Raw genomic sequence first — 25,088 nt, 5'->3', positions numbered from 1 at the left:
ATAGTCGCCATATCCGGTCGAGGACGGTCGCCGCCTATGTCTCTCATTATCCGTCATGTTTTGGGTGCATTTGCTATTGCGTCGGCGAGCGCGTGCCTTGCCGGATGCGCCACCACGCAAACGTCTCCGACGTTCGACGCCGCCGCCGTCGCGCCTCCGCCTCCCGCTGATGCTGTCGAGCAGGTGGGACCAGTGGACGCAATCGCCGTCCAGGGCGGCGATTTTTACGCCCAGATGAAAGACGCGGGCTTTAATGTTCCCGCGCTCAAACCGGGCCAGGTCGACGCCGCCTTCCTTCGCAAGAGCGTCGCCTATTCGACCAAGGAAGCTCCCGGAACAATCGTCGTCGATCCGGCCAAGCATTATCTTTATTATGTCGAGGCGGGCGGTCGCGCCACGCGTTATGGCATCGGAGTCGGGCGCGAGGGATTCGCCTGGACGGGCGAAGCGACGATCAGGAGCAAGCAGGAATGGCCTGACTGGTATCCGCCTAAGGAAATGGTCGAGCGCAGACCGGACCTCAAGCACCAGCTGGTCGAGCTGCAAAGCGGGCTCGGGATGCATGGCGGTCCTGGCAATCCGCTCGGCGCTCGCGCGATGTATCTCTGGCAAGGCGATAAGGACACGCTCTTTCGAATCCACGGCACCAATGAGCCGTGGACGATCGGAAAAAGCCAGTCGTCGGGCTGTATCCGCATGATCAATCAGGACGCGATGGATCTTTATCAGAAGGCGGCTGTCGGAACCCGTGTTGTGGTTCTCCCCGCCAATGTCGCGCGCCGGTGAGCTTGTAGCAAGGTGCGCAGCGCATTGTTGCAGGCGGGCGCAAGGGCGCGTGGCGTCTGCAATGCGTCTGTCTCATGCGGCGTTCGGAAAGAAATTTCGCGTCGATCGTGAAGTCTTTATGGGCGTCGCTCGCGGCGGGCGGATCATTGTGTCGTCGTCCCCGTGCGACGATAGGCGAAGGATCTGGCGAAGTCCGTTTGACGTCAGGCCTGCGATCCGAATTCGGGCGGCTTCGAGCCGTATTGAACGGCGCCGGCGGCGAGCGCGCAGCACGGGGCCCGCAAGAATTTGGCGCTCGGACTCATCTGCTGCTAGCACATTGTTTTTGAATGGCTCTGTCGTTCAGAGCGCTTGCCCTCGGAAAATTTGCTCCTAATCTGGAGAGAATTGCACCGCCGAGGAGTAGGCAATGGCGTCCAGCGGCTTCCGTCTGCAGCTCGAAGGCTACGGCCTGACGACGGCGAATATCCTCTATCGTCTGCCCGATTATCCAAAGATCATCCAATCCTATGTCTGGCAGGAATATGATCTCCACCCGGACTTTCCCGAGCTGCGCAAATTTCTCAAATTCTGGATGCGCAGCCTCGATGGACCGCTCCATTCGGTCATCGTCGCGCATTCAAACCTCATCCAACCTGCTGAGATGAAGCTCCTCGACGGCGAGTTCAAAGTGCATTGACCTCGACCGCCTTGCGAAACGAGCTGCGGCGAGACAAAATCGCCGCGGATTCAAAGCGAGGCATGCCGTGACCGACGAGCGGGACGCAAAATCTTGGATGGGGGCCTTCGAGGCGGCCGTCGTGATCGCCGTCGTGGCGGCGGCTTTCCTTCTGGCGCGGCACACCCGCGAGGTTCTTTCCCTCGATGAGGAGCCCGAACCTCTCTCGCTGACCTTGGAGCGTGAGGCGGCCGAGGTGAACGCGACCCTTCCCGAAATGGTCAGCGAGGGCGTTCGTCTGGACAACACTACGGCAGGTCCGGGCAACGCCTTCAATTACAATTATACGATCGTCGATGACGAAGCGGCCCGGACTCTGGTCGCCAGCCCGGAGAAGCTCGCTCAATTGAAAGCGCAGCTGCAGGAGCGCGTCTGTTTGACGATGCCGGAGCGCCGCGCGAGCGGCGCGATCATCAGATATTCTCTCAAGGACAATGAGGGCAAGACGATCGCCGACGTTTCGATCGACGCGGGGGCCTGCTGAGAACGGGCGGCGCGTCTCGCGGCGGACAAACGCTCATCGCGATTTTTGTCACGGTCCCGAAGTCGCGGGCAGCGACCAGCTATTCAGCCGGCGCTTTCAAACCCTTGTGGTGCGCCGCGATCCATCTTTGCAGTTCGGCGACATGGGCCCGCTCTTCCTGCACAAATTCCTTGGCGAGGGTTTTGATCTCGGGATCCTGCGTCGTCTCGAACACTTGCTTGTAATATTCCAAGCCGGCGCGCTCGGCGTCGAGCGCGATTTCCAGCGCCTGTCCGCGACCCAGGAACGGGTCGGCGGCCCAGATCGCCGCGGTTTCAGGGCTTTCAATATCGGGCCAGACAAAATCCGTGGGCGCCTTTACAGGCATTTTTCGAAATCCGGCCCGCGCGCGGGCGTCATCGAGATGCAGACGCGAATAGTCCGCCAATTGCCGAAAAAGCTTGCCGACTTCCCGGTTGCCAGAGGATTCCATCGCATCGGCAAGCTGTCCGAACCGCTCCGCGGCGTCCTGCTCCAATCTGATGGCGTAGGCGAGAAACTCCTCGACCGACTCCATATTCGCGTCTCCCAGCCCGGCTTTGTCTCCCGCGTCTCTGGCGATAATCCGCCAAGGCTCACGCGGCGCTCGCATTTCTTCATAGCCGCGCCGGCCGACTTCGCCAACCCGTTGGGCGCCAATGCTGGCAACAGGGCGGGCCGCCGGCATCGATCAGCGGCTATGAACCGCTATCTTGCGGCGGAAGCTGCGCTACTGGGCGGGAACGCGCGAAGGCTTGCCGTCGGCGTCGACGAAGGGAAATAGCCCTGCCTGAAAACATTGGGTCATATGCGCGGCTTTCGCGATCGCCTGCTCGGCCTGCGTTTTCGGCAGCGCTTCATTGGCGCTTTCCGTGAAGAGTTCGAGCCAGCGGGCAAAATGCTCGGGCTCGATCGGCAAATTGATATGAACGGCGAAGGGCAGGCCCTGGTAGCGCTCCGTGCCGAGCAAGGATTTGGACCAGAAATTCGCGACAATTCCCATATGATGATCCAGATCGTCTATCGCTGAAAAGACCGGCCCCAGCAGGGTGTCCTTGACGCCCTTGGCATAGAAGCGGCGCACGCAATCGTCGATCGCGACCTCCACTCTCGCGCGTTCGGCGCTGTCCTCTATCGGCGGGAAAGCGGCGGGCTCCATCTGTTCCTCCTGCGGCGAATGTTGTGCGCTCAGAAATGGCGGCGGATCAGGCTGCATTTAAGGCGAGGTTGCCTGACACACGCTCTACACTTTGGGATCAATCGATCAATTTGCCTTTGGATGAAGCAGACCAAAAGCAGGCAAGCCGATTTAACCCATGTTCGCAACCTTCAGTGAAGCGTCGGCCGCCTTTTTCTTGGCGCCTAGCAGAGCCTCGACTTTGTCGCGAACGAGTTCCGCTCGCGGCGGCTTCGCCAGGAAATCATGCGCGCCGGCGGCGATGCATATCTGGCCGAAGCCGCTCGAAACCTGATCGACGACGATGAGAATCTTCGCTTCGGGGGCGCGCGCCAGAAACTCCTGGATCAGATCCGGGCCATTGACGCGTATGACTCCCTCGGCAAGGACCAGCAGGTCCGGCTTTATCTGCTTGGCTACGGTCAGCGCGCTGGTCGCGCTGACCATTTCATGCGCCTCATATCCATCGCGGAGCATGAATTGAATCGCTGCGCGAAGATTCTCATTATCGTCGACAACGAAGACGCGCCGGCTTCCGATGACTCTCGCCCTCTCTATGCCGATCTTCATGACAGCTCAGCTTGAGGATTGACCAACTCAGTTACAAAGCAAGGCACATGCCAAATTGGCGAGGTTTCGGCCGGCATTGGCGGCCGGCGTGCGGCGAACGCCTGTCGATCGCTCCTGCGCCGCATCGCGTGATCTTGCGGAACGTTTGTGGCGAGCGTCGCGCGCATCGCGTTGTGTTTCAGGTTCGGTGAGGCTTTTGCGCGTCTAACAGCGCTGAAATTGTCTACGTGAAGCAAGCGCCATACTTTGGAATTAAAACGTTTCCAAACTATCTGTGGCAATAAGGCAACAATTGTCAAAAAAAAATTACTGTATGAGTCTGAATCTATACAGTTTAAAATGCTTCCATTGAGGTGTTTCTTTGATTGACCGGGTGGACCGCCAAATTTAGCTTCAGTCAAAATTCGCGGCAGCGCGAAGAGTGACAACGCACAACTCCCCCTGGCGGTTCCCGATGAGCGACGTTAAATCTCCAATTTCTCTAAGAATGCTGACTCAGTCGCTTCCGCGTAGCCGTAGCGCCGATTTTGGAGCGGTAAAGGCGCTGGGCGTCGCCGCTGCGCTCGCGTCGAGCGTGAGCGCTTCGGCGTTGGCCCAATCCGCTTCGACCACGCTGCCGCCGGTGAAAATCGATGCGCCTCACGAAAAGCCGCGCGTGATGGCGCCGGCGAAACCCAAGCCCATCGCCGCCGCTCAATCGCATGCCGCGCGTCACGCGACCGCCAATTCCCAGGCCGCGGGTCAGCGCCAAGGCGCGCCGGGCGCATCGGGCGGGGGCGGCCAGGGGGCGGGCGTCGGCGGCCTGCCGATCCTCGCCACGGCGCCGAACGCCAATCCTTACGCCGATCCGGCCGCGCCCTATAAGGTCGATCGCCTGTCCTCGACGAAATTCACCGAGCCCGTGCTCAACACGCCGCGCACGATCACCGTGCTGACCAAGGAAGTGCTCGACGATAAGAACGCCTTCTCTTTGCGGGAAATCGGCCGCAGCACGGCGGGCGTGACGCTCGGCACGGGCGAAGGCGGCAACGCCTTTGGCGACCGTTTCTTCATTCGCGGCTTCGACGTCCGCAACGATATTTTCGTCGATGGCATTCGCGATCCGGGCGTCAGCATTCGCGAAAACTTCTATACCGAGCAGGTCGAGATTCTGCGTGGTCCGGGTTCGACATTCGCCGGACGCGGCACCGCCGGCGGCGCGATCAACATTGTGACGAAACAAGCTGGCGATCGCGATTTCACCGACCTTAAGGCGATCGGCGGTTTCTCCGACCACATGAAGCGCGTGACGCTCGACGTCAACAAGGCGATCAGCCCGATCCTCGCAGTGCGCGTCAACGCTCTTTATCAAGGCTCGAATGTCGCAGGACGCAGCTACGTCACCGATGATCGCAATGGCGTGTCAAGCTCGGTCGTCTTCAAGCCAGTCGAAAACTTGAAGCTGACAGCCGAATATACGCATGTCTATCTAAATGGCCTGCCGGATTTTGGCGTGCCTTACAATCGCATCTGGAACCGTCCGTTCACGGAGGGTTTGGTGCCGCGTTACACATGGTATGGGTTCCTCGACCGCGACAAACAATCGGCGTTGCAGAATTTTGGCACCTATACGGCCGAATATCGCTATAACGAAAATTTGACGCTCAACAGCCGCCTGCGGCAGGGACGCTCGATGCTCGATTATATCGGCACGCTCCCTGAGAGTCCGAGCCTGTTCTTCCCGGGCGTTTTTAACGCCACATTGAACCTCAATCCTCAAAGCCGCCATCAGTCGACGGCTGTTTTCGACGAGCAGACCGAAGCAACGATCAAGTTCGAAACCGGGCCGGTCAAGCACGCCCTCGTCGCCGGCGTCGAATTCGCGCGGGAAGGCGTCACGCGCTACACTTACACGGGGTTGCAATCGGAAGTCTTCAGCGCGAACCCCAACAGCAATAGGATTGTCGGAAATCTATTTCTTCCGCCGACCTATCTGGCCTTCCCGGGTCAGCGCTATCTCTCAAACGATCCGGTGCGGATAGCAGTTGATACGAAGTCTGGTTATCTGATCGAAACGGCGAATTATCAGGATGTCGTATTGGTCAATGGCGGCGTGCGCGCCGACGATTACAATATCACTAGCCGCAGCGAGACGGGTTACACGGTCTCGGGCGGCGTTCTCCAGCCGACTTTTGCTCGAAGCCACTCGACGATGGTGAACTACAACGCCGGAGTCGTCTTCAAACCGCTGCCGAACGTCAGCGCCTATGCCGCTTACGCCACCTCGTCGACGCCTGTCGGCGCCGAGCTTGACGGCAGCGCGGCGAATTACGGCGGCTTGAATTCGGCGGCGCAGATTTTTCCGCCTCAAATGAACTATGCGGGAGAGGTTGGCCTGAAATGGGAGCTGTTCGACCGGCATCTGCTCGCCACGGCCGCTTTCTTCCGGACCGACGTGACCGGCGCAAGAGAAGTGAATTCCGGCGTGACCACCGGCAACGCATCCTATTTCGTCGATGGCATCGACCTCGAAGCGGCCGGCAATATCACCGACAAATGGATGATCCTTGGCGGCATCGTGCTGATGGAATCGCAAGTGACGAGTTCCTATGTGCGAACGAACATCGGCCTGCCACTCGCCAATATCGCGCATCAGTCCTTCAGCCTGCTCTCGAAGTATAAGGCTGGCGAACTGCTTGGGCTTGCGCCGGACATGCTCGAAATCGGCGGCCAGTCGATCTATCGCTCGAAAGTCTACGGCGGCAGCAACCTCGTCGCCAATGGGTCTCCGTCGTTCAGTGCCTATGGCTGGCCGACAGCCGCTAACACCATCTTGAACGTTCCGACGGAGCTGCCTTCTTACTGGCGTTTCGATGTTTTTGCGGAGAGCAAGATTGGCGAGAACATCACCATGAAATTCTCCGTCAACAATCTCTTTAACCGGACTTTTTACGACGCCTTCTATCAGTCCTCGGCGCCCTTCGCGCAAATGGCGCCCGGCCGCTCCGTCTATCTCGAAACGCGCGTCCTGTTCTAGGAGCCGCATCAATGCTTGCTCACATCAGGGGCGCGCTCGAGAGAAAGGAAATCGACGTTCTGCGCCAGGCGATGGCGCAGGCGCCCTGGGAAGACGGCACCTCGACCGCCGGCGCGAACGCCGGCGATCTGAAGCGCAATCAGCAGCTCGCGCCTGATTCCGAGCTTTCGCGGGCGCTCGGCAAGCGGCTGCTGTCGTCGCTGCTTGCCAATCCCGCCTTCATTTCCGCGGCAGTTCCGCTGCACATCTATCCGCCGCTGTTCAATCGCTATGGCGTCGGCGACCATTTCGATCCGCATGTCGACAATTCGATACGCGGCGACGCGATGACCGGCGTACGCATTCGCGTCGATCTCGCGGCGACCTTGCTGCTCTCCGAACCCGATGAATATGAAGGCGGCGAACTGATCGTCGAAGACATCTACGGCTCAAGGCGGTTCAAGCCGCCGGCGGGCGATCTGATCCTCTATTCGGCCGGCAGCCTGCATATGGTGACGCCCGTGACGAGCGGCCAACGTCTCGCCTCGTTCATGTGGCTGCAAAGCATGATCCGCGCCGATGAGGCGCGCAGCTTCATTTGCGATCTCGATGAGTCGATTCAGGAGCTCGCGCCGCGCGTCGGGGCGGATGATCCGGATCTGCGCAGGCTTGTGACCGTCTACCACAATCTAATCCGCTATTGGGGAGAAGCGTAACGCTGATGCTTGTTTGCATTCCGGAAGTTCTTTCCAAACAGCAGGTCGCCTTTTTTCGCGCGGCGATGGACAACGCGCCGTGGGAAGACGGCCGCGCGACCGCCGGCTCTCAATCTTCCTTGGTGAAGAACAATCTTCAATTGCCGCAGAGCGGCGAAGTCGCGCGCGAACTTGGCGAGCATGTGCTCGAGGCGCTTGCGCAGTCGCCGATGTTCGTCTCGGCGGCGCTGCCCCACAGGATTTTCCCGCCGCTCTTCAATCGTTATGGCGTCGGTCATGATTTTGGATTGCACGTCGATAACGCGATCCGCGGCATTCCCGGAACGCCTATTCGCATTCGCACCGACCTATCATGCACGCTGTTCCTCTCGGAAGCGGAAGAATATGACGGCGGCGAACTCGTGATCGAGGATCGGGTCGGACAGCAGGAAGTGAAGCTTCCCGCCGGCGATCTGGTGCTTTATCCGTCGACGAGCCTTCATCTCGTCCGGGGCGTGACGCGCGGCGAGCGCGTCGCGTCGTTTTTTTGGCTGCAGAGCATGATTCGAGACAATGTGGCGCGCGCTTTGCTCTTCGATCTTGACCAAGCCATTCAGTCGCTGACCACGCGGCTCGGCGCCGGCGATCCCGCCTGCGTCAAACTCTCCGGCGTCTATCACAATCTCATCCGCACATGGGCCGAAGCATGAAAAGAGTTCTGCAATTCATCACGATCACAATCACCGCGCTTCTCCTTGCGCAAAGCGGGGCGGTCGCGCAGGCGTCGCATGCGGCGCTTGACGCAGCGATCGCCGCCAACAAGCCCCACGATCTTTCCGTTTGGACGATGTTCGTCAACGCCGACATCGTCGTGAAGTTCGTGATGATCGGTCTGTTGCTGGCCTCCGTTGCGACATGGACGATCCTCATCGCCAAATCGATCGAATTGAAGCGCGCGCGGGAGCGCGTGCTGACGGCGATCAACCGCCTGACCGACGCGCGCGGACTCGCCGAGGCGCGGTTGGCGCTTGGCGGCGGCGACCGTCTCACGCAATCGCTGCTCGCCGAAGCGACGCGCGAAATGAAACTGTCATCCGATATTCTCTCATTGCCCGGCGTCAAGGAGCGCATCGCGGGCTGCTATGGAGAAATCGAGCGTGCCCAGGCGCTCGCCATCAAACGCGGCACCGGACTGCTGGCTTCGGTCGGTTCGACCGCGCCCTTCATCGGTCTCTTCGGCACGGTCTGGGGCATCATGAACAGTTTCATCGGCATTTCCAAAGCCCAGACGACCAATCTCGCGGTCGTCGCGCCGGGCATCGCCGAAGCGCTTCTGGCCACGGCGATCGGTCTCTTCGCCGCCATCCCGGCGGTGCTGATCTACAATCATCTGGCGCGGCAGGCCTCCGCCTATCTCGAACTCGTCTCGAATCTCTCCGGCGAACTGCTCCGCATCGTTTCGCGCGATCTTGATCGCGCCGGACATGCCGCCGCCTCGAGCAAGATTCACGCGGCGGAGTAGCGCATGGCCGTTCATCTCAAAAGCGATCTTGAAGAAACCCACGAGATCAACGTCACGCCGTTCATTGACGTGATACTCGTGCTGCTCATCATCTTCATGGTGGCGGCGCCGCTCGCCACGGTCGATCTTCCCGTCGATCTGCCGGCCTCCAACGCCGCGCCCCACGAAAAGCCGGACAAGCCGGTCTATGTGACGATCCAGAGCGATCTCGCGCTGGCGCTGGGCGAGACGCCGGTCAAGCGAAAGGATCTGGTGTCGGCGCTCGATACGCATCTTCACGACAAGTCAAAACGCATCTTTTTGCGCGCGGACGCCAGCGTGCCATATGGCGAGATGATGGCGGTGCTGGAGAGTCTGCGCGCCGGCGGCTATTTGCGGGTCGCTCTCGTCGCGCTCGATGCCGGCGGCAGGGAGCCCAGCGCGCAATGAGCGCCGCCGCCGCACTCCAAAATCCGCAGTCGAACGGCAGGCTGTGGAGCGTCGCCGTCACTTTCGCCGTGCTTCTGCATGTCGGAGGAGCCGTCGCCGCATTCCTAAACTTGCAGGGCGACGACGAGGAAGCGTCCGGCGCGCCGGCGATCGAGATATCGCTCGAGCCGGCTGCGGCGCGCGATGTCGAAGCCGCCGATCTGCCGCCCGGACCGGTCGCTGACGAAGCGGCCGCCGCGGCGCCCTCCGCCGCCGCCTCCGAAGCGAAGGAGGCGAAGGAAGAGCAGATCGCGCGAACCGAAGCCGAAGAGGCTGAACTCACGCACAACACCACGCCGGATAAGCCGGTCGAAGAGGAAAAGAAGATTCAGGCGCAGCCGGTGGTTTCAGCTGAATCGGCGCCCTCCGAAGCCACGGCGCCGCCCAAGTCAGACGTCGAACAGGTTTCCGACAGGCCGACGTCGCCGATGCAGGGCGCGGATGTCAGAGCGAACGCCATCAAGCTCACCTGGCAAAAGGCTCTGCTCTCGCATCTCAACCGCCACAAGCGTTATCCGGCTGGAGGCGGCCGTCGCTCCGCTGAAGCAAGCGTCTCCTTCACGCTCGACCGGCATGGCCATGTCGTCAGCTGCAACATCAAGCGTTCGGCTGGACATCCGGCGTTTGACGACGCCGCGCTCGCGATGATGAAGCGCGCCGATCCGGTGCCGCCGCCGCCGCCGGTGATCGCCGACGAAGGGCTGACATTCGAAGTGCCAGTGCAGTTTCGGGTCGGTGGAAAATAACGCTCGCATCGCACGGTCCTCTCGCGACGCGAGCATCTCGCTTGAATGTTGGCGACCAATGCCGCGGACGGTCGATCGAACATGCGGCGTTCGGGAGAAGCGTGCGAGTTCTCCACAGAGCTTTTTGCCGCCAAGCTTTTCTGTTTGTTAAAAAATTTGGAGCATTGTCGGAACTGAATTTTACACCGCCGATCCAACAAGCCATGGGGAGGGCCGCACATGTCGCCGCATGAAAACTGCGCGATCCGCAACCAGCCGGCAACGAGAGGAAATCGAGTGCAGCGCGAGGGGCTCGACTTGGAGCGAACTACCATGCGGCTTGGCGATCAGCTGCGACGGCAATTCTCCGACGTTGCTTCGGAACCGCTGCCCGCTGACATGCTCGCGCTACTGGAGCAGCTGAACACAGCGGTGAACAAGCAAGGGCAGCGCTCGACTTAACCCGTCTTTTTCGGGCGATCGTCAAAGTCCAATTTTAACAGCAGGTCTTTAAGGTCCTCTGGGACCGGCTTCATGATCAAATCGAGATAGAGCAAAGACAAGCGCTTTCCGAGCGCCGCGCTCAGCGAACGTCGAAGCAACGTTTTCTTGGCTTGTATCGAGTCGCGTTTCAAAGAAGCGATTGTCATGGCGAGCGTGCTTCCTGCTTAAAGAGCGACCGCCAAGCTGAAAGCTCATCGCGCGCCGCCTTGCTGGAGAAGGCGCGTTCCGCCTCTTGTTCGGCAAATCGGCACGACCCGCCGCCTCGACCCAATCGCGACCTGCCGCGCTTCGAGCGATATTCGATGATAAATGGGCGAATGACTTTCTTCATTGATGCCCCTTCCCTTGCGAAGGCGTAATGATGAAGGATTGGGCGGCGCCGACGGCTCCACTCTCATCGAGGGCGGAAAGAGGGCGCTGATGGAGTTATCAATAGGAAACGCCGGCGAGCGCTTCCCGCCGGCGTATGCGTTGAAGCACGCGAACTAAATCACGTTACGCTTGGGCGAAATCGCTCAAACGCGGATGACGCGATCAATTCGAAAAGTTACGCGCGCGCTTTGCGAAATCTGGATTCCTCCTTTCGCCGCGCGCTTTAGTGCCGCGACATCCAGTCGTCGATCTGTTCCTTGGCCTTGTCCTTGGCCAAGCCATAACGTTCCTGGATCATGCCTTCGAGCTGGTCGCGGTTGCCGTTGATCCGCGCAATGTCGTCGTCGGTGAGCTTGCCCCACTGCTCCTTGACATTGCCTTTGAACTTCTTCCAATTGCCTTCGATCGTGTCCCAGTTCATGGATTCCTCCTTCTCAGGAGACGGCCGCAATTCGCGGCGGACGCCTTGGAAAGCGAGACCGGGTCTGGCTTTCACGAGCGAATAACCATTCGCTCGGGCAGATGTTCCATCTAGCTTTTCGCTTTCGCTCATATTCAAGATATCGCGCTGGCGCTGACGCTCTGACACAGTCTGCTAGACAAGCATGAGCGCGATTGGAAATTGCAGGGCGCTGCGCAGCATTGCGCGCGAAGCGAAACCATTAAAGGAGCGCCGCTCGGCGCGTTTCATCGCTTTCTCGGGGCGGACGAATGGCGCCGATGCCGCGCTATCGAGCTTGCGGCCCGATCCGACCTGCAACGCGCGCGAAAATATAGCTCGCAATCAGTCCTAGCATTGCGAACCAAGCGACGATCTGGAACACATAACCGTGACCTGTCGCTCCGGGCCATTCGTCGAGCAGATAGCCCATCAGCGGTCCCATGAATATATCCGGCGCATATCCGACGACTGACGCCAAGCCAACCGCGCTCCCTGTGTGCTCCAGAGGAATCTTGCCATCTTGCATGATCGCGAAATACAGCCCGCGCAGCCCGAATATGCCGATGCCGCTGACGACGATCGTCAAGACCAACGCCCATGCCATGCCGTCGCCAAGCGCCTCGGCGGCGAGCGTGAAACTCCCTGCCGCAAGCAATGTGAAACAGGCGATGGTCATGATGGGCGCGCCAATCCGTTCGGCAAGATAGCAGACGCCAATGGCGGCAAACGGCCGAATCCAGAGCGATGCGACGCCGATGCGCGCGGCGTCGACCTCATTCAGTCCGATGACTTGGTTCGCATAAAGCGAAAAGTCATCGATGGCTTTGAAGCTGACGTAGGCGCATAGAATAATCGCCGCCTGCAGCCAAACTGATGGCATGGCGAACACCTGCGCCGCTCCGCTGATCGACATCGCTTCCTCTCGTCGCGCCTTGCGCGCCGGCAGCGCCAGAAAGATCAGCAAGGCGGCGCCGCCGGTCGTCGCGGTGAGAAGCAGAATTATGAGCCGCAGCGACTCCATGCGCTGCGCGAGGCTGGCTGACTCGCTCTCTTCGGGCAACAGCGCAGCGAACAACACAACCATGATCGACGCCAAGACGGCAGACAGCGCGCCCCTGCCGCCTTCGAGCAGTCCAAACGCGCGACTTTGAGAAAAGTTGAGTCCCCATTCGCGCGTGGCGCGAATCAACGGCGCCCAGAACAAAGCGATCGTGGAGATCGCCCAATAGCCATATAACAGGGCGAGCGTCGATGGAGACGGAAGCGTCATCATGACGAGACCGCCGGCGGCGGTGAAGGCCAATGCGACCGTCAACATTGCGCGTGCGGGGAAGCGATCAGCAAGCAGGCCGCCAAAAAAATACGCGGCCACCGCGACGACGCCATAAACCGAATAGGCGGCGCCGAGCTGAAGATTGGTGATCTCAAAGACGTCAAGGAGCGTGGGACGGAAGACGCGCGCCAAGACGAACGGCAGCAGAAAAGCCGACTCTCCGGCGATGATCAGCGCCGCGATCGCCAATCCGTGTCGTCGCGCCTGTTCGCGCCTGAAGTGAGCTCTAGTCCCGGGCGATCGATCGAGCGCGCCATGGACAGATTTTTCAGGTGAGACGCGCTCGGATTGTGACGCCTCGCGCGTGTTCAAGGCGGCGTGTCTTGATCGCATCACGATCAATCTAAAGGACTGAGCGGCGCTGATCCACCCGCTTTCGACGGAACATTGTTTGAACAAGTTGTGGCGTCCACGATTTCGCGCGGCGCGGAGAACGAATTGCTGCAGCGCTGGCGCCAACGATGCGCCGTTGGGCATTGATTTTTCCCTCGCGATGGTCGCTTTTCAGCCGCGCGCGGCTTTTCATCGTCGCGTAGCGATCTACATTTACTCGTTGGCTTGGGCCAAGCGCTGGGATCGCATCGAGGCTTTCCTCGACTGAGTTTGTGAACTGCCGAGACGCGATATTGGCGCGATCATAGAACATCGACCGATCCAGCAAAGAGGGAGAATGGAATGCGCGCTTTACTGACGACAACCGCGGCGGCTGGGCTCTTCGCTCTGTTTCTCGGCGCGTCGCCTGCGACAGCTGCGCCGGCGAGCGGTCCGGCGATTCGCGACGTGACGGCGTCTTCTCCGATCGTTCAGGAGGCGGGCTGCCGTATGTGGCGACGCTGCTGGCACGGTTATTACAGCGGCCGTCGCTGCCGCGTGTGGCGTCGGTGCTGGTAGTGAACGTTTCTAATCGCGCGCCGTAAACGAATCGCGCGCTTCTGTCGGATGGGACGGCCTACAGCGCCGCCCCGTCCGTCGTCATTGCTCGCCAGGCATTTATAGTAGTTCGCCGCGCGCGCGCTGCGGCTTGCGCATCTATGCACGGCATAGAGTTCAGTTGGCGTGCGATAGCGGATGTAAGGATGGATGAGGTAGCGACCGCTGCCGTCGAGGAAATTGCCGAAGCGATCGATCTCGCCGCGAACAGTGGGATCAAAGTCGACGATCGCGCCGCGCAGGGTTTCGGCTTCGATGAAATTTTCCGGCAATTGATCGAACGGTCCGTCGAAATAGGTGTTGAGACGCGAATCGCCCTCCCGCACGCCAATAAGGATGCGCCGATCAAGCCGGCGATCGCGATAAAACGCAAAGCCGGTTCGTCGGCCGATGAAGAGACGATCGGCTCGTTTTGAGCCGACCAGTTCATCGGCGCCCGCCGAGTTCTCGTCAAGAATGAAGAAGAAAAGCTTCAATCTCGAATTGTAGACGAGAAAAAAACGCAGCCCCGATTCATCGATGATCGGACCGAGGAATGCCTCATGCGGACCGATGGCGTTCGGCGGCGGTCGCACGCCAGACAAATCTTCGAGAGCGAATATCACGCTCTTTGGGCCTTGCGTGACGCGATAGGTCAGCGGCGCCAATCGCGCCACCGCGACGCCCTGCGATGAATCAAGAATGGCGTGAACGGCCTTGCCTTGGCCTGTTCCCGCGCTCGTCTCCTGATAATATTCGAAGCGCAGCTTGCCGCTGTCGCGCTCCGCCGCCGCCAGGCGGATATTGCCCAGATAGCGCGTCCCACTCAGAATGAAGCTGAAATAGTAGTAATTCTCTGTCGGATAGACCCGCACTCGGGCCGGCAGCGCGCCGAGCACGAAGGCGAATACCGCGAGAGGATCGTCAATCGCGAGCGTCGTGTGTCGCGTGGCGTCCTCGATCATCGTCTCATTGGCGTAGAGCCGCGGCAATTGCGCGTTCTGCGCCGAAGCCGGCGCGATCGCCGTTGATGCGACCAGCGACAGAAGTCTCACGATCGACCGTATGCGATACGCCATCAGCGCCGGTCCTCAGGCTGCGCGCAAGCGTCACATCCGCGCGTCGTCGGCAGGCGGTCTCGAGCGCCTCCCGACGTCGTCGCCGAGTTTTGCAAATCGCGTCTCGATTGAACCCCGGCGGACGCACTTGTGCGTCGGCGCACAGCCTCAACGCGCGTCTTCCCCTTAAGTTTCGACCATCGCGGAGAGGAGAAGCCCATGAAACCGGTGATCGCGACAGGAATTTTCGGAATCGTCGCCATTGCATTGGCCACCGAAACGCTCAACATCGCCATGGCGTTTGGCGAATTCAGCCATGTCGCGGCGTTGAATGCTGGGATCTTCTAAGAGCCGCGCCTGCGGCGCTGCGATGCGCCTTGGCCGCCGCGGATTAGAGTAAAGCCGCCACGCCCCTCCCCGACGGCGTTTGGCAGGCGACACGCCGGGACGTTTTCCGCGTCCCGGCGTTTTCTATTGGATTTCAGTTCGGCCAGCAGCGGCGGCCGTAAGGGCCGAGATGGAAGCCGGGCGGGCAGGGCCGGCCGTAGCGATAGCCGCCCCATTGTCCGCCCCAGCGGCAGCCGCCATAGGGGCCGCGATGTCCGTAGGGGCCGCATCCGCCATAAACCTGAACGATCGGCGCGCCTGCCGTCTCAGAGGGCGCGACCGGCATGGCCGCATCGGCGGGCGCGGCCAAAGCGGTGGCGAATATAAGCGCGAGACCCGTTCGCAATCCCATCTCCAATCTCCTTCTCTACCCGGACTGACGCCGGGCGGCGTTTTGCTTCGCCGGCGCCCGTCGAATATCTGCGCCCGACCGTACCCTGGCAATCGCCATTTACGATCTATGTTATCCGGCGCTTCAATGTTCACATATTGTTCTTGCCTGGCGACAGGGCGTCGGCTAAGCTGACAAGGCAGTTTCGGCGAAGGATTATTTGGGGGCGAGGGATGGCGGTCAGGGTGGCGACGGTCGCTTTCGAAGGCGTCGAGGCCCGTCCCGTCGACGTTCAAGTGCAAATTTCGAGCGGCGCGGTGGTTTTCAACGTCGTCGGCCTTGGCGACAAGGCTGTCGCCGAATCGCGCGAACGGGTGCGCGCCGCCTTGATCGCCTCGGGTCTGGCGCTGCCGGCCAAGCGCATCACGGTCAATCTCGCCCCCGCCGACATGCCGAAAGAGGGAAGCCATTACGATCTGCCGATCGCGCTTGGCGTGATGGCGGCAATTGGCGCCATTCCCTCGGACGCGCTCGAAGGTTTCGTCGTGCTTGGCGAACTCGCGCTCGACGGGATGCTCACGCCCACGGCCGGCGTGCTGCCGGCGGCGGTCGCCGCCAATGCGCGGGGACTGGGGCTGATCTGTCCCAGCGAATGCGGCCCTGAAGCCGCCTGGGCGTCGAACGACATGGAGGTGATCGCGCCGCGCTCGCTCATCCAGCTCGTCAACCATGTCAAAGGCGCGCAGGTGCTGGCGCGGCCGCAGCCCGCCGTCCGCAAGCTCGCCGTCGATCAGCCCGATCTTTGCGACATCAAAGGGCAGGAGAGCGCCAAGCGGGCGCTGGAAATCGCCGCCGCCGGCGGCCATAATCTCCTCATGAGCGGCCCGCCGGGCGCTGGAAAATCGATGCTCGCCGCGCGGCTGCCGTCGATCCTCCCGCCGTTGACGCCGCGCGAATTGCTCGAAGTCTCGATGATTCATTCGGTGGCGGGGCAGATCGCCGGGGGCGAATTGACCGACCGGCGGCCCTTTCGCGCCCCGCATCATTCCGCCTCCATGCCGGCGCTGGTCGGCGGGGGAACGCATGCGCGGCCGGGCGAAATTTCGCTCGCCCATCATGGCGTACTGTTTCTCGACGAACTGCCGGAGTTTCAGCCCCAGGTCCTCGATAGCCTGCGCCAGCCGCTCGAGACTGGCGAGGTGGCGGTGTCGCGGGCCAACCATCGCGCCGTATATCCGGCGCGCTTCCAGCTAGTCGCGGCGATGAATCCCTGCCGTTGCGGCCATGCGAGCGACCCCGGCTTCGCCTGCAAGCGCCAGCCCAATGAGCGTTGCGTCGCCCAATATCAGGCGCGGCTGTCAGGGCCGCTGCTCGACCGTTTCGACGTGCAGATCGAAGTCCCAGCGGTGACCGCCGCCGATCTCGTGCTGCCGCCCCCGAGCGAAGGCTCGCGTCAGGTTGCGGCGCGCGTCGCGCGGGCCCGCGAGCTTCAGCGCGCCCGCTATGACGGTCTCTCCCTGCCGGGCGTCGCCGCCAACGCCGCCGCGCCGGCGGGGGTGATCGAGCGCGTGGCGAGCCTCGACGCGTCCGGCACGGCGCTCATTCGTGACGCTTCCGAGCGCTTCGGCCTTACGGCGCGCGGCTTTCACAGGGTTCTGAAGCTGGCGCGCACGATCGCCGATCTCGACGGCGCGCAATCGGTCGGCAGACCCCATCTCGCCGAGGCGCTTTCCTATCGCGCGGGGCTTGCATTGGGGCGGCTTGCGGCCTGAAGATGGGCGCATGTCCTTAACCCATATCGGGATTTTGGTCGCCACGCTGCTCGTCATCGCGCTGCCGAGTTGCGTGGTTGCGTACAAGCGTCGTCGCGTACAGGTCGAAGCCGAGCTCGAGTCGCTGCGCGATGAAATCTGGGAATTGCGCGCCGCCGCCGCCGCCCGCGACCGCGCCGAGGCCGCAAGCCTGGCGAAGTCTCGCTTTCTCGCCGCGGTCAGTCACGAGTTCCGCACGCCGCTGAACGGCGTCATGGGACTGGCGCAGCTGCTCGCCATGACCAGGCTGACCGACGAACAGGCGAGCTATGTCGAAGCGATCGGCGATTCGAGTCGGTCGCTCTCGCAGCTCATCGACGACATTCTCGATTTTTCCAAGATCGAGGCCGGCAAGTTCGAACTGCGCCGCGAGACCTTTACGCTCGCTCCTTTCGTCGAAAGCATCGTCGAACTGATGGCGCCGCGCGCCATGGCGAAAGGGCTTGAGCTCGCCAGCCTGATCTCGCCCGACGCGCCCCGCGAGATCGTGAGCGATCCGGCCCGATTAAGGCAGGTGCTGCTCAACCTCGTCGGCAACGCCGTGAAGTTCACCGAACGCGGCGGCGTCGGCTTGCGCGTCATGCGCGACGGCGCGCGGCTGCGCTTCGCGGTATGCGACACCGGACCCGGCGTGCCGGACGAGGCGCGCGAAGCGATTTTCGAAGAATTTGAACAGGCTGATCCTTCCGAGAACCACCCCCGCGCGGGTGCGGGTCTCGGCCTCGCCATCTCCCGCCGTCTGGTGGCGCGAATGGGCGGCGCGCTGGCGCTCGTCGACTCATCCGACAAGGGTTCGGTTTTCGCCTTCACGCTCCCCGCGCAGCCGATCGCCGAAGACGTTCCTTTGACCCCGCTTGCCGGACTTGAGGCGCTGATCGTCGCGCAAAGCGTCTTTGAAGCGCCCTATCTCGCGGAGAGTCTGCGTTATGCCGGCGCTAAGGCGGAAATCGTCGCGGCGGCGGACGCGGCGGACGCGTTGCACGAACGTCGGGAGCGACCTTTCGACGTCGTCATCGTCGACTGCGCGCTCGGGCCGCATATGAACGCCGAACTGGCGAAAGCCGCGCGCTCGGCGCAGGCGCGACGGCTGTTCCTGCTGTTCTCGCCGCTCGAGCGGCGCGCCTTCGGCCAGGAGGCTTTATCCGATTTCGACGGCTGGCTGGTGAAGCCGGTGCGCATCGCCTCGCTCATCGCCCGCCTCTCGCAGCAAAGCGCCAAGGCGCCGGCGAATGAGGAATCCGTTCAGTCGCAAGCGCTCGCGGGGGTGAACGCGCTCGTCGCCGAAGACAATGAGATCAACGCCCTCATTCTGATGCGCCACCTCGCCAAGCTTGGCGCCAAGGTGACCAGGGCTGAAAACGGCGCGCTCGCGCTCGCGCGCGCCCGCGAAGCGATCGAGGGCGCCGGCGCGCCCTATGACGTGATCGTCATGGATCTCTTCATGCCAGATTTCGACGGGCGCGAGGCCAGTCTGCGCATTCGCGAGGCTGAAGCGCGCGCGGGCGCGCCGCGCACGCCGATTCTGGTGCTGACCGCCAGCGCCCGTGAGGAAGACGAGCGCGCCGCCCGCGCCGCCGGAGTGGACGCCTTTCTCACCAAGCCGGTGGAATTTTCTTCCCTCGCGGCGACGATCCAGGAATTGAGATTGGCGTCGCGCCGAACATAAGGACGCGGCGCGCCGTCACGCGTCTGGCCGCGCGATCGCGCCAAATCCTCCTGACTGGTAATCGATGAACGCCTGTCGCAATTCTTCCTGCGTGTTCATCACGAAGGGTCCTTGCTGCGCCACTGGCTCATCGATCGGTTCGCCGCTCATGATGATGATCTTCGCGTCATTATTCGCTTCAAAAGCGATGTCGCCCCCTGTTTCGTCGAACACGACGACGTCCATCGCGCGGGCGATCTTCTCGCCATTGACCTCGACCGTCCCTTCGAGAACCGCGGCAAGCGCCGTGTGGCCTTCCGGCAGCGCGAAGCGGACGCTTTTTCCCGCATCGATGCGCATGTCCCAAAGATCGATCGGCGTCGCCGTTTGCGCCGGCCCGCGATGGCCGTCGAATTCGCCGGCGATGACGCGAACGAGTCCAGCGTCGTCGGGCAAATCGATGCGCGGAATATCCTTGTCCAGCAGGGTTTGGTAGCGCGGCGGACTCATCTTGTCGCGCCCCGGCAGATTGACCCAAAGCTGCACGAGTTCGAAGCGTCCGCCCGACCTGGCGAAGCTTTCGGAATGATATTCCTCGTGAACGACGCCGGATGCGGCGCGCATCCATTGCACGTCGCCGGGGCCGATCAGCCCGCCGGCGCCTGTCGAGTCGCGATGCGCGAGTTCGCCGTCGAGGACGATCGTCACCGTCTCAAAGCCGCGATGCGGGTGCGCGCCGACCCCGCGGCGCTTGGCGGTCGGCGGAAAGTCGAACGGTCCGGCATAGTCGAACAGCAGAAAGGGACTCACCCGAGCGCCATGTTCGTGATGCGAGAACAGCGAATGGACGGGAAAGCCGTCGCCGACCCAATGCATGGGTTCGGGGGCGGGATAAACGCCGATGATTTTTCGCATGACAAAGGCTCCTTGCGGCCTATGTGGGCGGCGAAAAGCGAAATGCAAATTGCCTTCCGGCGCGGGACGCGGTCCTTGACGCCGGAGGCCACAAAACCGACAAGTCCGAGCAACGGCGAATCATAGTGACGATAACGGCAGTTCAAGGACGGTTAAATGGACTGGATCATCCTCTTTATCGGCAGCTTCTGCGAGGTCGGCTGGCTTATCGGCATGAAATACGCGGAAGGATTCACGCGGCTTTGGCCGTCGGTCGTCATGGTGTTTTTCATGGCGGCGAGCGTCGGGTGCCTGGGACTTGCGGTAAGGACGATTCCCGCCGGCACGGCCTATGCCGCATGGACCGGCACGAGCATCGCCGCGGCGACTCTTGTCGGCGTCTATCTTTTCAATGAACCGACGACGATGCTTCGATTGGGATCGATCGCGCTCATCGTTCTCGGCATCGTCGGCCTGCGGCTCGGGGGCGTCGATATGAAATAGGAGGCGCTCCGACGTTGCCTTCAAAGGAGCGTCGGCGCCGCGAATTATATGCGCCAACCATGCGAGCCGGGAGGCTCGCGGTCCAGGATGCGCCGCCCTTGGAACGCGAGCCTCCAGGCTCGCCATAGCTCCAGCGACTGATTCAGCTATTTCACGGCGTCGCTTTAGAAATAGCTCTCGAGCGTTCCGCGCCGGCGCACATCGAGCGTCGCGCAATGGAAGGCGCCGCCGAACGCCGCATAATGCAGGAAAGGACAGGGGATCGGTTCGTAGCCCCACTGCTCCATCTGCCGCATCATATTGGTGTGATGCGGATCGACGATGACGCGCTTCTCGTCGATCATCAGAATATTCATGCTGAGCCATTTGCCGCACATCGAGGTGATCGCCAGGATGCGATCATTGATCGGATCGGGCTCCGGCGCGACGAGAATGTCCCATTGCTTCAAAATATCGGGCAGTTCGTCGGGATTGATATATTCCGGATTGATCAGCAGCCGGCCCGGCCCGAGCGGCAGGATGGTCGTATCGATATGCATCGGATTGGGGCAGCGGCTCTTGATCTCATGGATGCGATAGCCCTCGCCGAGATGGCGGCGCAGCCAGTCGATTCCCATGGCGTTCGTCACATTGGAGCGCGTGACGAAAATGTCCCGGCCGCAGCGAAAGAAGTCGGCGGCGTCGAACACCGGCTCGAACTCGGTGAGAATGTAGCGGATGTCCTCGCCCTTCTCCGGCAATTTGAAATTAGGGTCGAAGAGTTCGTCGGTGAGCTGCGGCTTTGGCGCCGACGTCCAACGCGCGCCACGACGAAAATAATCCTTCAGGATTTCGCGATAGCTATGCGTCTCGAAATAGCGGCAGGGCCAGGCCATTGGCGTTTCGAGAATCTCGTCGCCGAACACCAGCATCGAGTCGCGCGGACAGGAATTGCAGAAGCCGCGCGACGACCAGTGCGGCGTCGAGAATTTCGCCTTGTGATTGACCACGTCAGGCCGCGTCACGGTGACGCCGAGCGATTCAAGCAAGGCGATAAAGCCGTCGAGTTCCTGCTGCGCCGGCTCGATCATGAATTTCGGAAAGCGAAATCCGGCGGCGAGCGACTGGGCGCGCGCGGCCATGCCGGGAATATTGCAGGTGACGACCGGATGATCTGAAGGAATGGTCGAGCCTTCGAGGCGCCCGACGATGATTTCCTCCAACGGATCCCATTCATTATGAGAATTGACCGGACATTCCGCAGCAATCGCGGACCCCATCGAAGCATGGATATTCATAATGTCGCCCCAGAATCGTTTTCCGCCAGAGACTTGTAGCGCTTTTGAACTGTTCTTCAAGTCGTGGGAAAAAGTGTCCGATTTCTTAGGTTTAACAATGCGCCGGGCGAAATCTCACGCGCTTTGTTCGAGATTGACGCTCGCTTGGCGGGCGGACCATGTCGACAAGAACGGGCGCAGTCCATTCCAAACTTCCGCTTGCGACGACTTGCCTTTTCCCCCGCATTGCGACATAAGGCCCGCTTCATAGAACCGACCGGCCAGTAAGGGCTGCCGTGGCGGTTCTTTCGCTCGCGCGAAGCGGCGCTGGCCAATCAGGCCGGCGCTTAAAAACAACGGGCGCAGGCCCAGGAGAGCAAAATGCCCAAGCTGAAGACGAAATCGGGGGCCAAGAAGCGCTTCAAGATCACCGGCACAGGCAAGGTGGTCTACGCCCAGAAGGGCAAGCGCCACGGCATGATCAAGCGGACGAACAAGCAGATCAGAAATCTGCGCGGGACGAGCGTGCTGTTCAAAACGGACGGCGACAACGTCAAGAAATACTTCCTGCCGAACGGCTGATCCGCCTCAAAAACGCTTTCCCGAAAGGAGATTCGTCATGGCTCGCGTCAAGCGCGGCGTCACCGCCCACGCCAAACACAAGAAGACATTCAAGGCCGCCAAGGGTTTCTATGGCCGCCGCAAGAACACGATCCGCGCCGCCAAGGCCGCCGTCGACCGCTCGATGCAATATGCGACGCGCGACCGCAAGGCCAAGAAGCGCACCTTCCGCGCGCTGTGGATTCAGCGGCTCAACGCCGCCGTGCGCGAACACGGCCTGACCTATTCGCGCTTCATCGACGGGCTCGCCAAGGCCGGCGTGACGGTGGACCGCAAGGTCCTGTCGGAACTCGCCATCCATCAGCCCGAGGCCTTCGCGGCGATCGTGGCGCAGGCGAAGTCGGCGCTGCCGCAGGCGGCCTGAAGACCGCGGCATTGATGTGAATGTAAAGCGCCCGCAGCCTGCGGGCGCTTTTCCTTTTCCGTCGCGGTCGCGGTCGCGGACGGCGCCGGCTTCGGCTATCGTCCCGCCAGATGCGACGATTCCTGCGATATGCAACCGGCTGGCGTGCGCTCGTCGCGACGCTTGTCATTCTTGCCGCCGCCGCCGCCCTCGATCCCGGCGCCGCGCTCAATCTCATGGCGCGTGCGCAATCCTTTCGCCTGCTCGGCGATGTCGCCTATGGCGACGGACCAAGGGCGAAGCTCGACGTCTATCTTCCCGAACATATCGACGCGCCTGCGCCGCTCGTCGTCTTCTTTTACGGGGGACGATGGTCGTCGGGCGAAAGGGCGGATTATCGCTTCGTCGGCGCGGCGCTCGCCGCGCGCGGCGCGATCGCCGTCATTCCCGACTACAGCCTCTATCCGCAATCGAGCTTTCCGGTCTTTCTGGAGGATGCGTCGCGGGCGCTGCGCTGGGCGATCGACAACGCCGAAAGGCTTGGCGCCGATCGCGCGCGCATTTTTGTGATGGGCCATTCGGCGGGAGGACACATCGCCGCGATGCTCGCCTTCGACAAGCGCTGGCTCGCGGCGGTCGGCCTTTCGCCATCGCGAGATCTCGCCGGCTTCGTCGGACTCGCCGGGGCCTATGATTTCGCCATCGACAGCGACGTGTTGCGCGGCGTCTTCGGCCCGCCAGCCAACGCCGCCGCCGCCCAGCCCTTGCGGTAAGTCGCCCGCGACGCCCCGCCGGCGCTGCTCATTGCCGGCGAAGCCGATCGCACGGTGCGGCCGCGAAACACCCGAGCGCTCGCCGCCGCGATCGACGCGGCCGGCGGCGAGGCGCGGGCGATATATGATCCCGGCGTCGCGCATCGCGAGATCATCGGCGCCTTTTCGCCGCTCTTGCATTTTCTCGCGCCGGTCGCCGACGATGTCATGGCGTTTGTCGGCGCGAAACGCGCGAGGGCGCAGGAAACAAAGGAGCGGCGCGTCGGCGACCGCGATGAGGACCGGCAATGAGCGACTCATATGATCTCATCGTCATCGGCGGCGGACCCGGCGGCTATGTCGCCGCGATCCGCGCCGCGCAATTGGGGCTGAAGACGGCGGTCGCAGAGCGCGAGCATCTCGGCGGCATCTGCCTCAACTGGGGTTGCATCCCGACCAAGGCGCTGCTGCGCTCGGCCGAAGTCTATCGCCTCGCCAAGGAGGGCGAACGCTTCGTCGTTTCGCAAGGCGCGTTGAGCGCCGACGCGTCGCGCATCGTCGCCCATTCGCGCGAAGCGGCGGCGCGGCTCAATGGCGGCGTCGCCTTTCTGCTCAAGAAGAACAAGATCGACGTGATCTGGGGCGAGGCGACCATCGCGGCAAAGGGCGAGGTCCGGGTCGGCGCGCCGACCAAGGCGCCGATGCTGCCGCAATTGCCGGCGCCGAAATCGACGCTCGGCGATGGGCTCTACAAGGCGAAGCACGTCATCATCGCGACCGGCGCGCGTCCGCGCGTTCTTCCTGGCCTTGAAACTGATGGGAAACTCATCTGGACCTATTTCGAAGCGATGAAGCCGGAAGCTTTTCCAAAATCGCTGCTCATCGTCGGCGCCGGCGCGATCGGCGTCGAATTCGCTTCCTTTTATCGCACATTCGGCGTCGAAGTTTTTCTCGTCGAAGCGCTGCCGCACATTCTTCCAGCCGAAGACGAAGAGATCGCGGCGCTGGCGCATCGTTCGTTCAAGAAGCAGGGAATCGACATTCGCGTCGCGACGACGGTGACGGGCGTCGAGAAAAAGGCGGATAGCCTCGTCGTCACGCTGAAAGGCGCCGATGGCGAGACGCAGACTCTTGAAGTCGAACGCGCGCTCTCCGCGATCGGCGTCGTCGCCAATGTCGAAAATCTTGGGTTAGAAGCGCTTGGCGTCGCGCTCGAGCGCGGAGTCATCAAGATCGACGGGCTTGGACGCACCAATGTCGAAGGCGTCTATGCGATCGGCGATGTCGCCGGCGGCCCGATGCTCGCCCATAAGGCGGAGCATGAGGGCGTCTCCTGCGTCGAGGCGATCGCCGGGCTGGACGCCCATCCGCTCGACAGATCGCGCGTGCCGGGCTGCACCTATTGTCACCCGCAGGTCGCCTCCGTCGGCCTGACCGAGGCGAAGGCGAAAGAGCAGGGGTTTGAGTTGAAGATCGGCCGCTTTCCCTATCTCGCCAATGGCAAGGCGATCGCGCTCGGCGAACTCGAAGGGATGGCGAAGACGATTTTCGACGCCAAGAGCGGACGGCTGCTCGGCGCCCATATTTTCGGGGTCGAGGCGACCGAACTGATTCAGGGCTTCGTCATCGCGATGAATCTTGAGACGACCGAAGAAGAATTAATGCGCACGATCTTCCCGCATCCGACGCTGTCGGAAACGATGCATGAAAGCGTGCTCGCCGCCTTCGGCCGCGCCATTCATGTTTGAGGCGAATGCGGACCGCGCCC

General features: G+C 61.8%; 31 protein-coding genes. 19 read left to right on the top strand and 12 right to left on the bottom strand.

Annotated features, from left to right (window positions below):
* The first annotated feature begins 36 nt into the window (after positions 1–36).
* From U1E20_RS08435 to U1E20_RS08425, 3 genes are all read left to right on the top strand, one after another.
* Positions 37–786 carry a L,D-transpeptidase gene (locus tag U1E20_RS08435; RefSeq protein ID WP_409980147.1) on the top strand — a complete coding sequence of 250 codons (750 nt, stop codon included), beginning with the start codon at positions 37–39 and terminating at the stop codon, positions 784–786.
* 409 nt (positions 787–1,195) lie between these two features.
* Positions 1,196–1,465 carry an usg protein gene (locus tag U1E20_RS08430; RefSeq protein ID WP_409980146.1) on the top strand — a complete coding sequence of 90 codons (270 nt, stop codon included), beginning with the start codon at positions 1,196–1,198 and terminating at the stop codon, positions 1,463–1,465.
* Positions 1,466–1,532: 67 nt separating this feature from the next.
* Positions 1,533–1,988 (top strand): hypothetical protein, encoded by a 456-nt coding sequence (locus tag U1E20_RS08425; RefSeq protein ID WP_409980145.1) that lies wholly within the window; start codon positions 1,533–1,535, stop codon positions 1,986–1,988.
* A 79-nt stretch (positions 1,989–2,067) separates the two neighbouring features.
* On the opposite strand, the gene U1E20_RS08420 is transcribed toward U1E20_RS08425, so the two are convergent.
* From U1E20_RS08420 to U1E20_RS08405, 4 genes are all read right to left on the bottom strand, one after another.
* Positions 2,068–2,544, bottom strand: coding sequence for a ferritin-like domain-containing protein (locus U1E20_RS08420; RefSeq protein WP_409980144.1), 477 nt, complete (start codon positions 2,542–2,544; stop codon positions 2,068–2,070).
* Between the two features lie 192 nt (positions 2,545–2,736).
* Positions 2,737–3,165: a group III truncated hemoglobin gene (locus tag U1E20_RS08415; protein ID WP_409980143.1), complete on the bottom strand. Its 429-nt coding sequence runs from the start codon at positions 3,163–3,165 to the stop codon at positions 2,737–2,739.
* 150 nt (positions 3,166–3,315) lie between these two features.
* Positions 3,316–3,753 carry a response regulator gene (locus tag U1E20_RS08410; protein ID WP_409980142.1) on the bottom strand — a complete coding sequence of 146 codons (438 nt, stop codon included), beginning with the start codon at positions 3,751–3,753 and terminating at the stop codon, positions 3,316–3,318.
* Positions 3,750–4,181, bottom strand: coding sequence for a hypothetical protein (locus tag U1E20_RS08405; protein ID WP_409980141.1), 432 nt, complete (start codon positions 4,179–4,181; stop codon positions 3,750–3,752). The genes U1E20_RS08410 and U1E20_RS08405 overlap by 4 nt, the downstream gene beginning before the upstream one ends.
* 26 nt (positions 4,182–4,207) lie before the next feature.
* On the opposite strand from U1E20_RS08405, the gene U1E20_RS08400 reads away from it, so the two are divergent.
* The 7 genes from U1E20_RS08400 (at position 4,208) to U1E20_RS08370 (ending at position 10,620) form a co-directional block, all read left to right on the top strand.
* A complete protein-coding gene (locus tag U1E20_RS08400; protein ID WP_409980140.1) occupies positions 4,208–6,769 on the top strand; it encodes a TonB-dependent receptor in 2,562 nt (853 codons plus the stop codon).
* Positions 6,770–6,780: 11 nt separating this feature from the next.
* Complete coding sequence (locus tag U1E20_RS08395; RefSeq protein ID WP_409980139.1) at positions 6,781–7,464, top strand: Fe2+-dependent dioxygenase; 684 nt, start codon at positions 6,781–6,783, stop codon at positions 7,462–7,464.
* Positions 7,465–7,469: 5 nt separating this feature from the next.
* Complete coding sequence (locus U1E20_RS08390; RefSeq protein WP_409980138.1) at positions 7,470–8,153, top strand: Fe2+-dependent dioxygenase; 684 nt, start codon at positions 7,470–7,472, stop codon at positions 8,151–8,153.
* Entirely contained in the window at positions 8,150–8,965 is an 816-nt protein-coding gene (gene exbB, locus U1E20_RS08385; RefSeq protein ID WP_409980137.1) for a tonB-system energizer ExbB, read from the top strand. Before U1E20_RS08390 ends, exbB begins: the two co-directional genes overlap by 4 nt.
* Positions 8,966–8,968: 3 nt before the next feature.
* Positions 8,969–9,394, top strand: a complete 426-nt coding sequence (gene exbD / locus U1E20_RS08380) for a TonB system transport protein ExbD (RefSeq protein ID WP_409980136.1) — start codon at positions 8,969–8,971, stop codon at positions 9,392–9,394.
* Positions 9,391–10,179, top strand: a complete 789-nt coding sequence (locus U1E20_RS08375; RefSeq protein WP_409980135.1) for an energy transducer TonB — start codon at positions 9,391–9,393, stop codon at positions 10,177–10,179. Before exbD ends, U1E20_RS08375 begins: the two co-directional genes overlap by 4 nt.
* A 219-nt stretch (positions 10,180–10,398) precedes the next feature.
* Positions 10,399–10,620, top strand: a complete 222-nt coding sequence (locus U1E20_RS08370; protein WP_409980134.1) for a NepR family anti-sigma factor — start codon at positions 10,399–10,401, stop codon at positions 10,618–10,620.
* Here U1E20_RS08370 and U1E20_RS08365 read toward each other — a convergent pair.
* The 5 genes from U1E20_RS08365 to U1E20_RS08345 all read right to left on the bottom strand — a co-directional run bounded on the left by U1E20_RS08365 (position 10,617) and on the right by U1E20_RS08345 (position 14,797).
* Positions 10,617–10,808, bottom strand: a complete 192-nt coding sequence (locus U1E20_RS08365) for a hypothetical protein (protein ID WP_409980133.1) — start codon at positions 10,806–10,808, stop codon at positions 10,617–10,619. The two genes, U1E20_RS08370 and U1E20_RS08365, sit on opposite strands and share 4 nt — an antisense overlap.
* Before the next feature lie 449 nt (positions 10,809–11,257).
* Positions 11,258–11,455, bottom strand: coding sequence for a CsbD family protein (locus tag U1E20_RS08360; protein WP_409980132.1), 198 nt, complete (start codon positions 11,453–11,455; stop codon positions 11,258–11,260).
* Between the two features lie 307 nt (positions 11,456–11,762).
* Positions 11,763–12,998: an MFS transporter gene (locus tag U1E20_RS08355; protein WP_409980131.1), complete on the bottom strand. Its 1,236-nt coding sequence runs from the start codon at positions 12,996–12,998 to the stop codon at positions 11,763–11,765.
* Between the two features lie 154 nt (positions 12,999–13,152).
* Positions 13,153–13,455 (bottom strand): hypothetical protein, encoded by a 303-nt coding sequence (locus U1E20_RS08350; protein ID WP_409980130.1) that lies wholly within the window; start codon positions 13,453–13,455, stop codon positions 13,153–13,155.
* A 202-nt stretch (positions 13,456–13,657) separates the two neighbouring features.
* Entirely contained in the window at positions 13,658–14,797 is a 1,140-nt protein-coding gene (locus U1E20_RS08345; protein ID WP_409980129.1) for a hypothetical protein, read from the bottom strand.
* A 198-nt stretch (positions 14,798–14,995) separates the two neighbouring features.
* On the opposite strand from U1E20_RS08345, the gene U1E20_RS08340 reads away from it, so the two are divergent.
* Entirely contained in the window at positions 14,996–15,124 is a 129-nt protein-coding gene (locus tag U1E20_RS08340) for a hypothetical protein (RefSeq protein WP_409980128.1), read from the top strand.
* A 133-nt stretch (positions 15,125–15,257) separates the two neighbouring features.
* Here U1E20_RS08340 and U1E20_RS08335 read toward each other — a convergent pair whose 3' ends face one another.
* Positions 15,258–15,515: a GCG_CRPN prefix-to-repeats domain-containing protein gene (locus U1E20_RS08335; RefSeq protein ID WP_409980127.1), complete on the bottom strand. Its 258-nt coding sequence runs from the start codon at positions 15,513–15,515 to the stop codon at positions 15,258–15,260.
* Between the two features lie 212 nt (positions 15,516–15,727).
* Here U1E20_RS08335 and U1E20_RS08330 point away from each other — a divergent pair, with 212 nt between their 5' ends.
* On the top strand, positions 15,728–17,266 hold the full coding sequence (locus tag U1E20_RS08330; protein WP_409980126.1) for a YifB family Mg chelatase-like AAA ATPase: 1,539 nt from the start codon (positions 15,728–15,730) through the stop codon (positions 17,264–17,266).
* A 10-nt stretch (positions 17,267–17,276) separates the two neighbouring features.
* Positions 17,277–18,971, top strand: a complete 1,695-nt coding sequence (locus U1E20_RS08325) for an ATP-binding protein (protein ID WP_409980125.1) — start codon at positions 17,277–17,279, stop codon at positions 18,969–18,971.
* Between the two features lie 15 nt (positions 18,972–18,986).
* Here U1E20_RS08325 and U1E20_RS08320 read toward each other — a convergent pair whose 3' ends face one another.
* Positions 18,987–19,865 carry a pirin family protein gene (locus U1E20_RS08320; RefSeq protein ID WP_409980124.1) on the bottom strand — a complete coding sequence of 293 codons (879 nt, stop codon included), beginning with the start codon at positions 19,863–19,865 and terminating at the stop codon, positions 18,987–18,989.
* Positions 19,866–20,021: 156 nt separating this feature from the next.
* Between U1E20_RS08320 and U1E20_RS08315 the strand changes: the two genes are divergently transcribed.
* A complete protein-coding gene (locus U1E20_RS08315; protein ID WP_409980123.1) occupies positions 20,022–20,348 on the top strand; it encodes a DMT family transporter in 327 nt (108 codons plus the stop codon).
* Positions 20,349–20,512: 164 nt separating this feature from the next.
* On the opposite strand, the gene U1E20_RS08310 is transcribed toward U1E20_RS08315, so the two are convergent.
* On the bottom strand, positions 20,513–21,625 hold the full coding sequence (locus U1E20_RS08310; RefSeq protein ID WP_409980122.1) for an amidinotransferase: 1,113 nt from the start codon (positions 21,623–21,625) through the stop codon (positions 20,513–20,515).
* Positions 21,626–21,985: 360 nt separating this feature from the next.
* On the opposite strand from U1E20_RS08310, the gene rpmI reads away from it, so the two are divergent.
* From rpmI to lpdA, 5 genes are all read left to right on the top strand, one after another.
* A complete protein-coding gene (gene rpmI / locus U1E20_RS08305; RefSeq protein WP_018264712.1) occupies positions 21,986–22,186 on the top strand; it encodes a 50S ribosomal protein L35 in 201 nt (66 codons plus the stop codon).
* A 37-nt stretch (positions 22,187–22,223) separates the two neighbouring features.
* Entirely contained in the window at positions 22,224–22,589 is a 366-nt protein-coding gene (gene rplT / locus U1E20_RS08300; RefSeq protein ID WP_409980121.1) for a 50S ribosomal protein L20, read from the top strand.
* Between the two features lie 110 nt (positions 22,590–22,699).
* A complete protein-coding gene (locus tag U1E20_RS08295) occupies positions 22,700–23,341 on the top strand; it encodes an alpha/beta hydrolase (RefSeq protein ID WP_409980120.1) in 642 nt (213 codons plus the stop codon).
* A 54-nt stretch (positions 23,342–23,395) separates the two neighbouring features.
* Positions 23,396–23,632: a hypothetical protein gene (locus tag U1E20_RS08290; protein ID WP_409980119.1), complete on the top strand. Its 237-nt coding sequence runs from the start codon at positions 23,396–23,398 to the stop codon at positions 23,630–23,632.
* Positions 23,629–25,068 (top strand): dihydrolipoyl dehydrogenase, encoded by a 1,440-nt coding sequence (gene lpdA, locus U1E20_RS08285; RefSeq protein WP_409980118.1) that lies wholly within the window; start codon positions 23,629–23,631, stop codon positions 25,066–25,068. The genes U1E20_RS08290 and lpdA overlap by 4 nt, the downstream gene beginning before the upstream one ends.
* Positions 25,069–25,088 lie beyond the last annotated feature (20 nt).

The organism is Methylocystis sp. (assembly GCF_046349115.1).
Taxonomy (GTDB): Bacteria; Pseudomonadota; Alphaproteobacteria; order Rhizobiales; family Beijerinckiaceae; genus Methylocystis.
The sequence above is the reverse complement of the archived record's forward strand: the minus strand, read 5'-3'. Positions and strand labels throughout refer to the sequence as shown.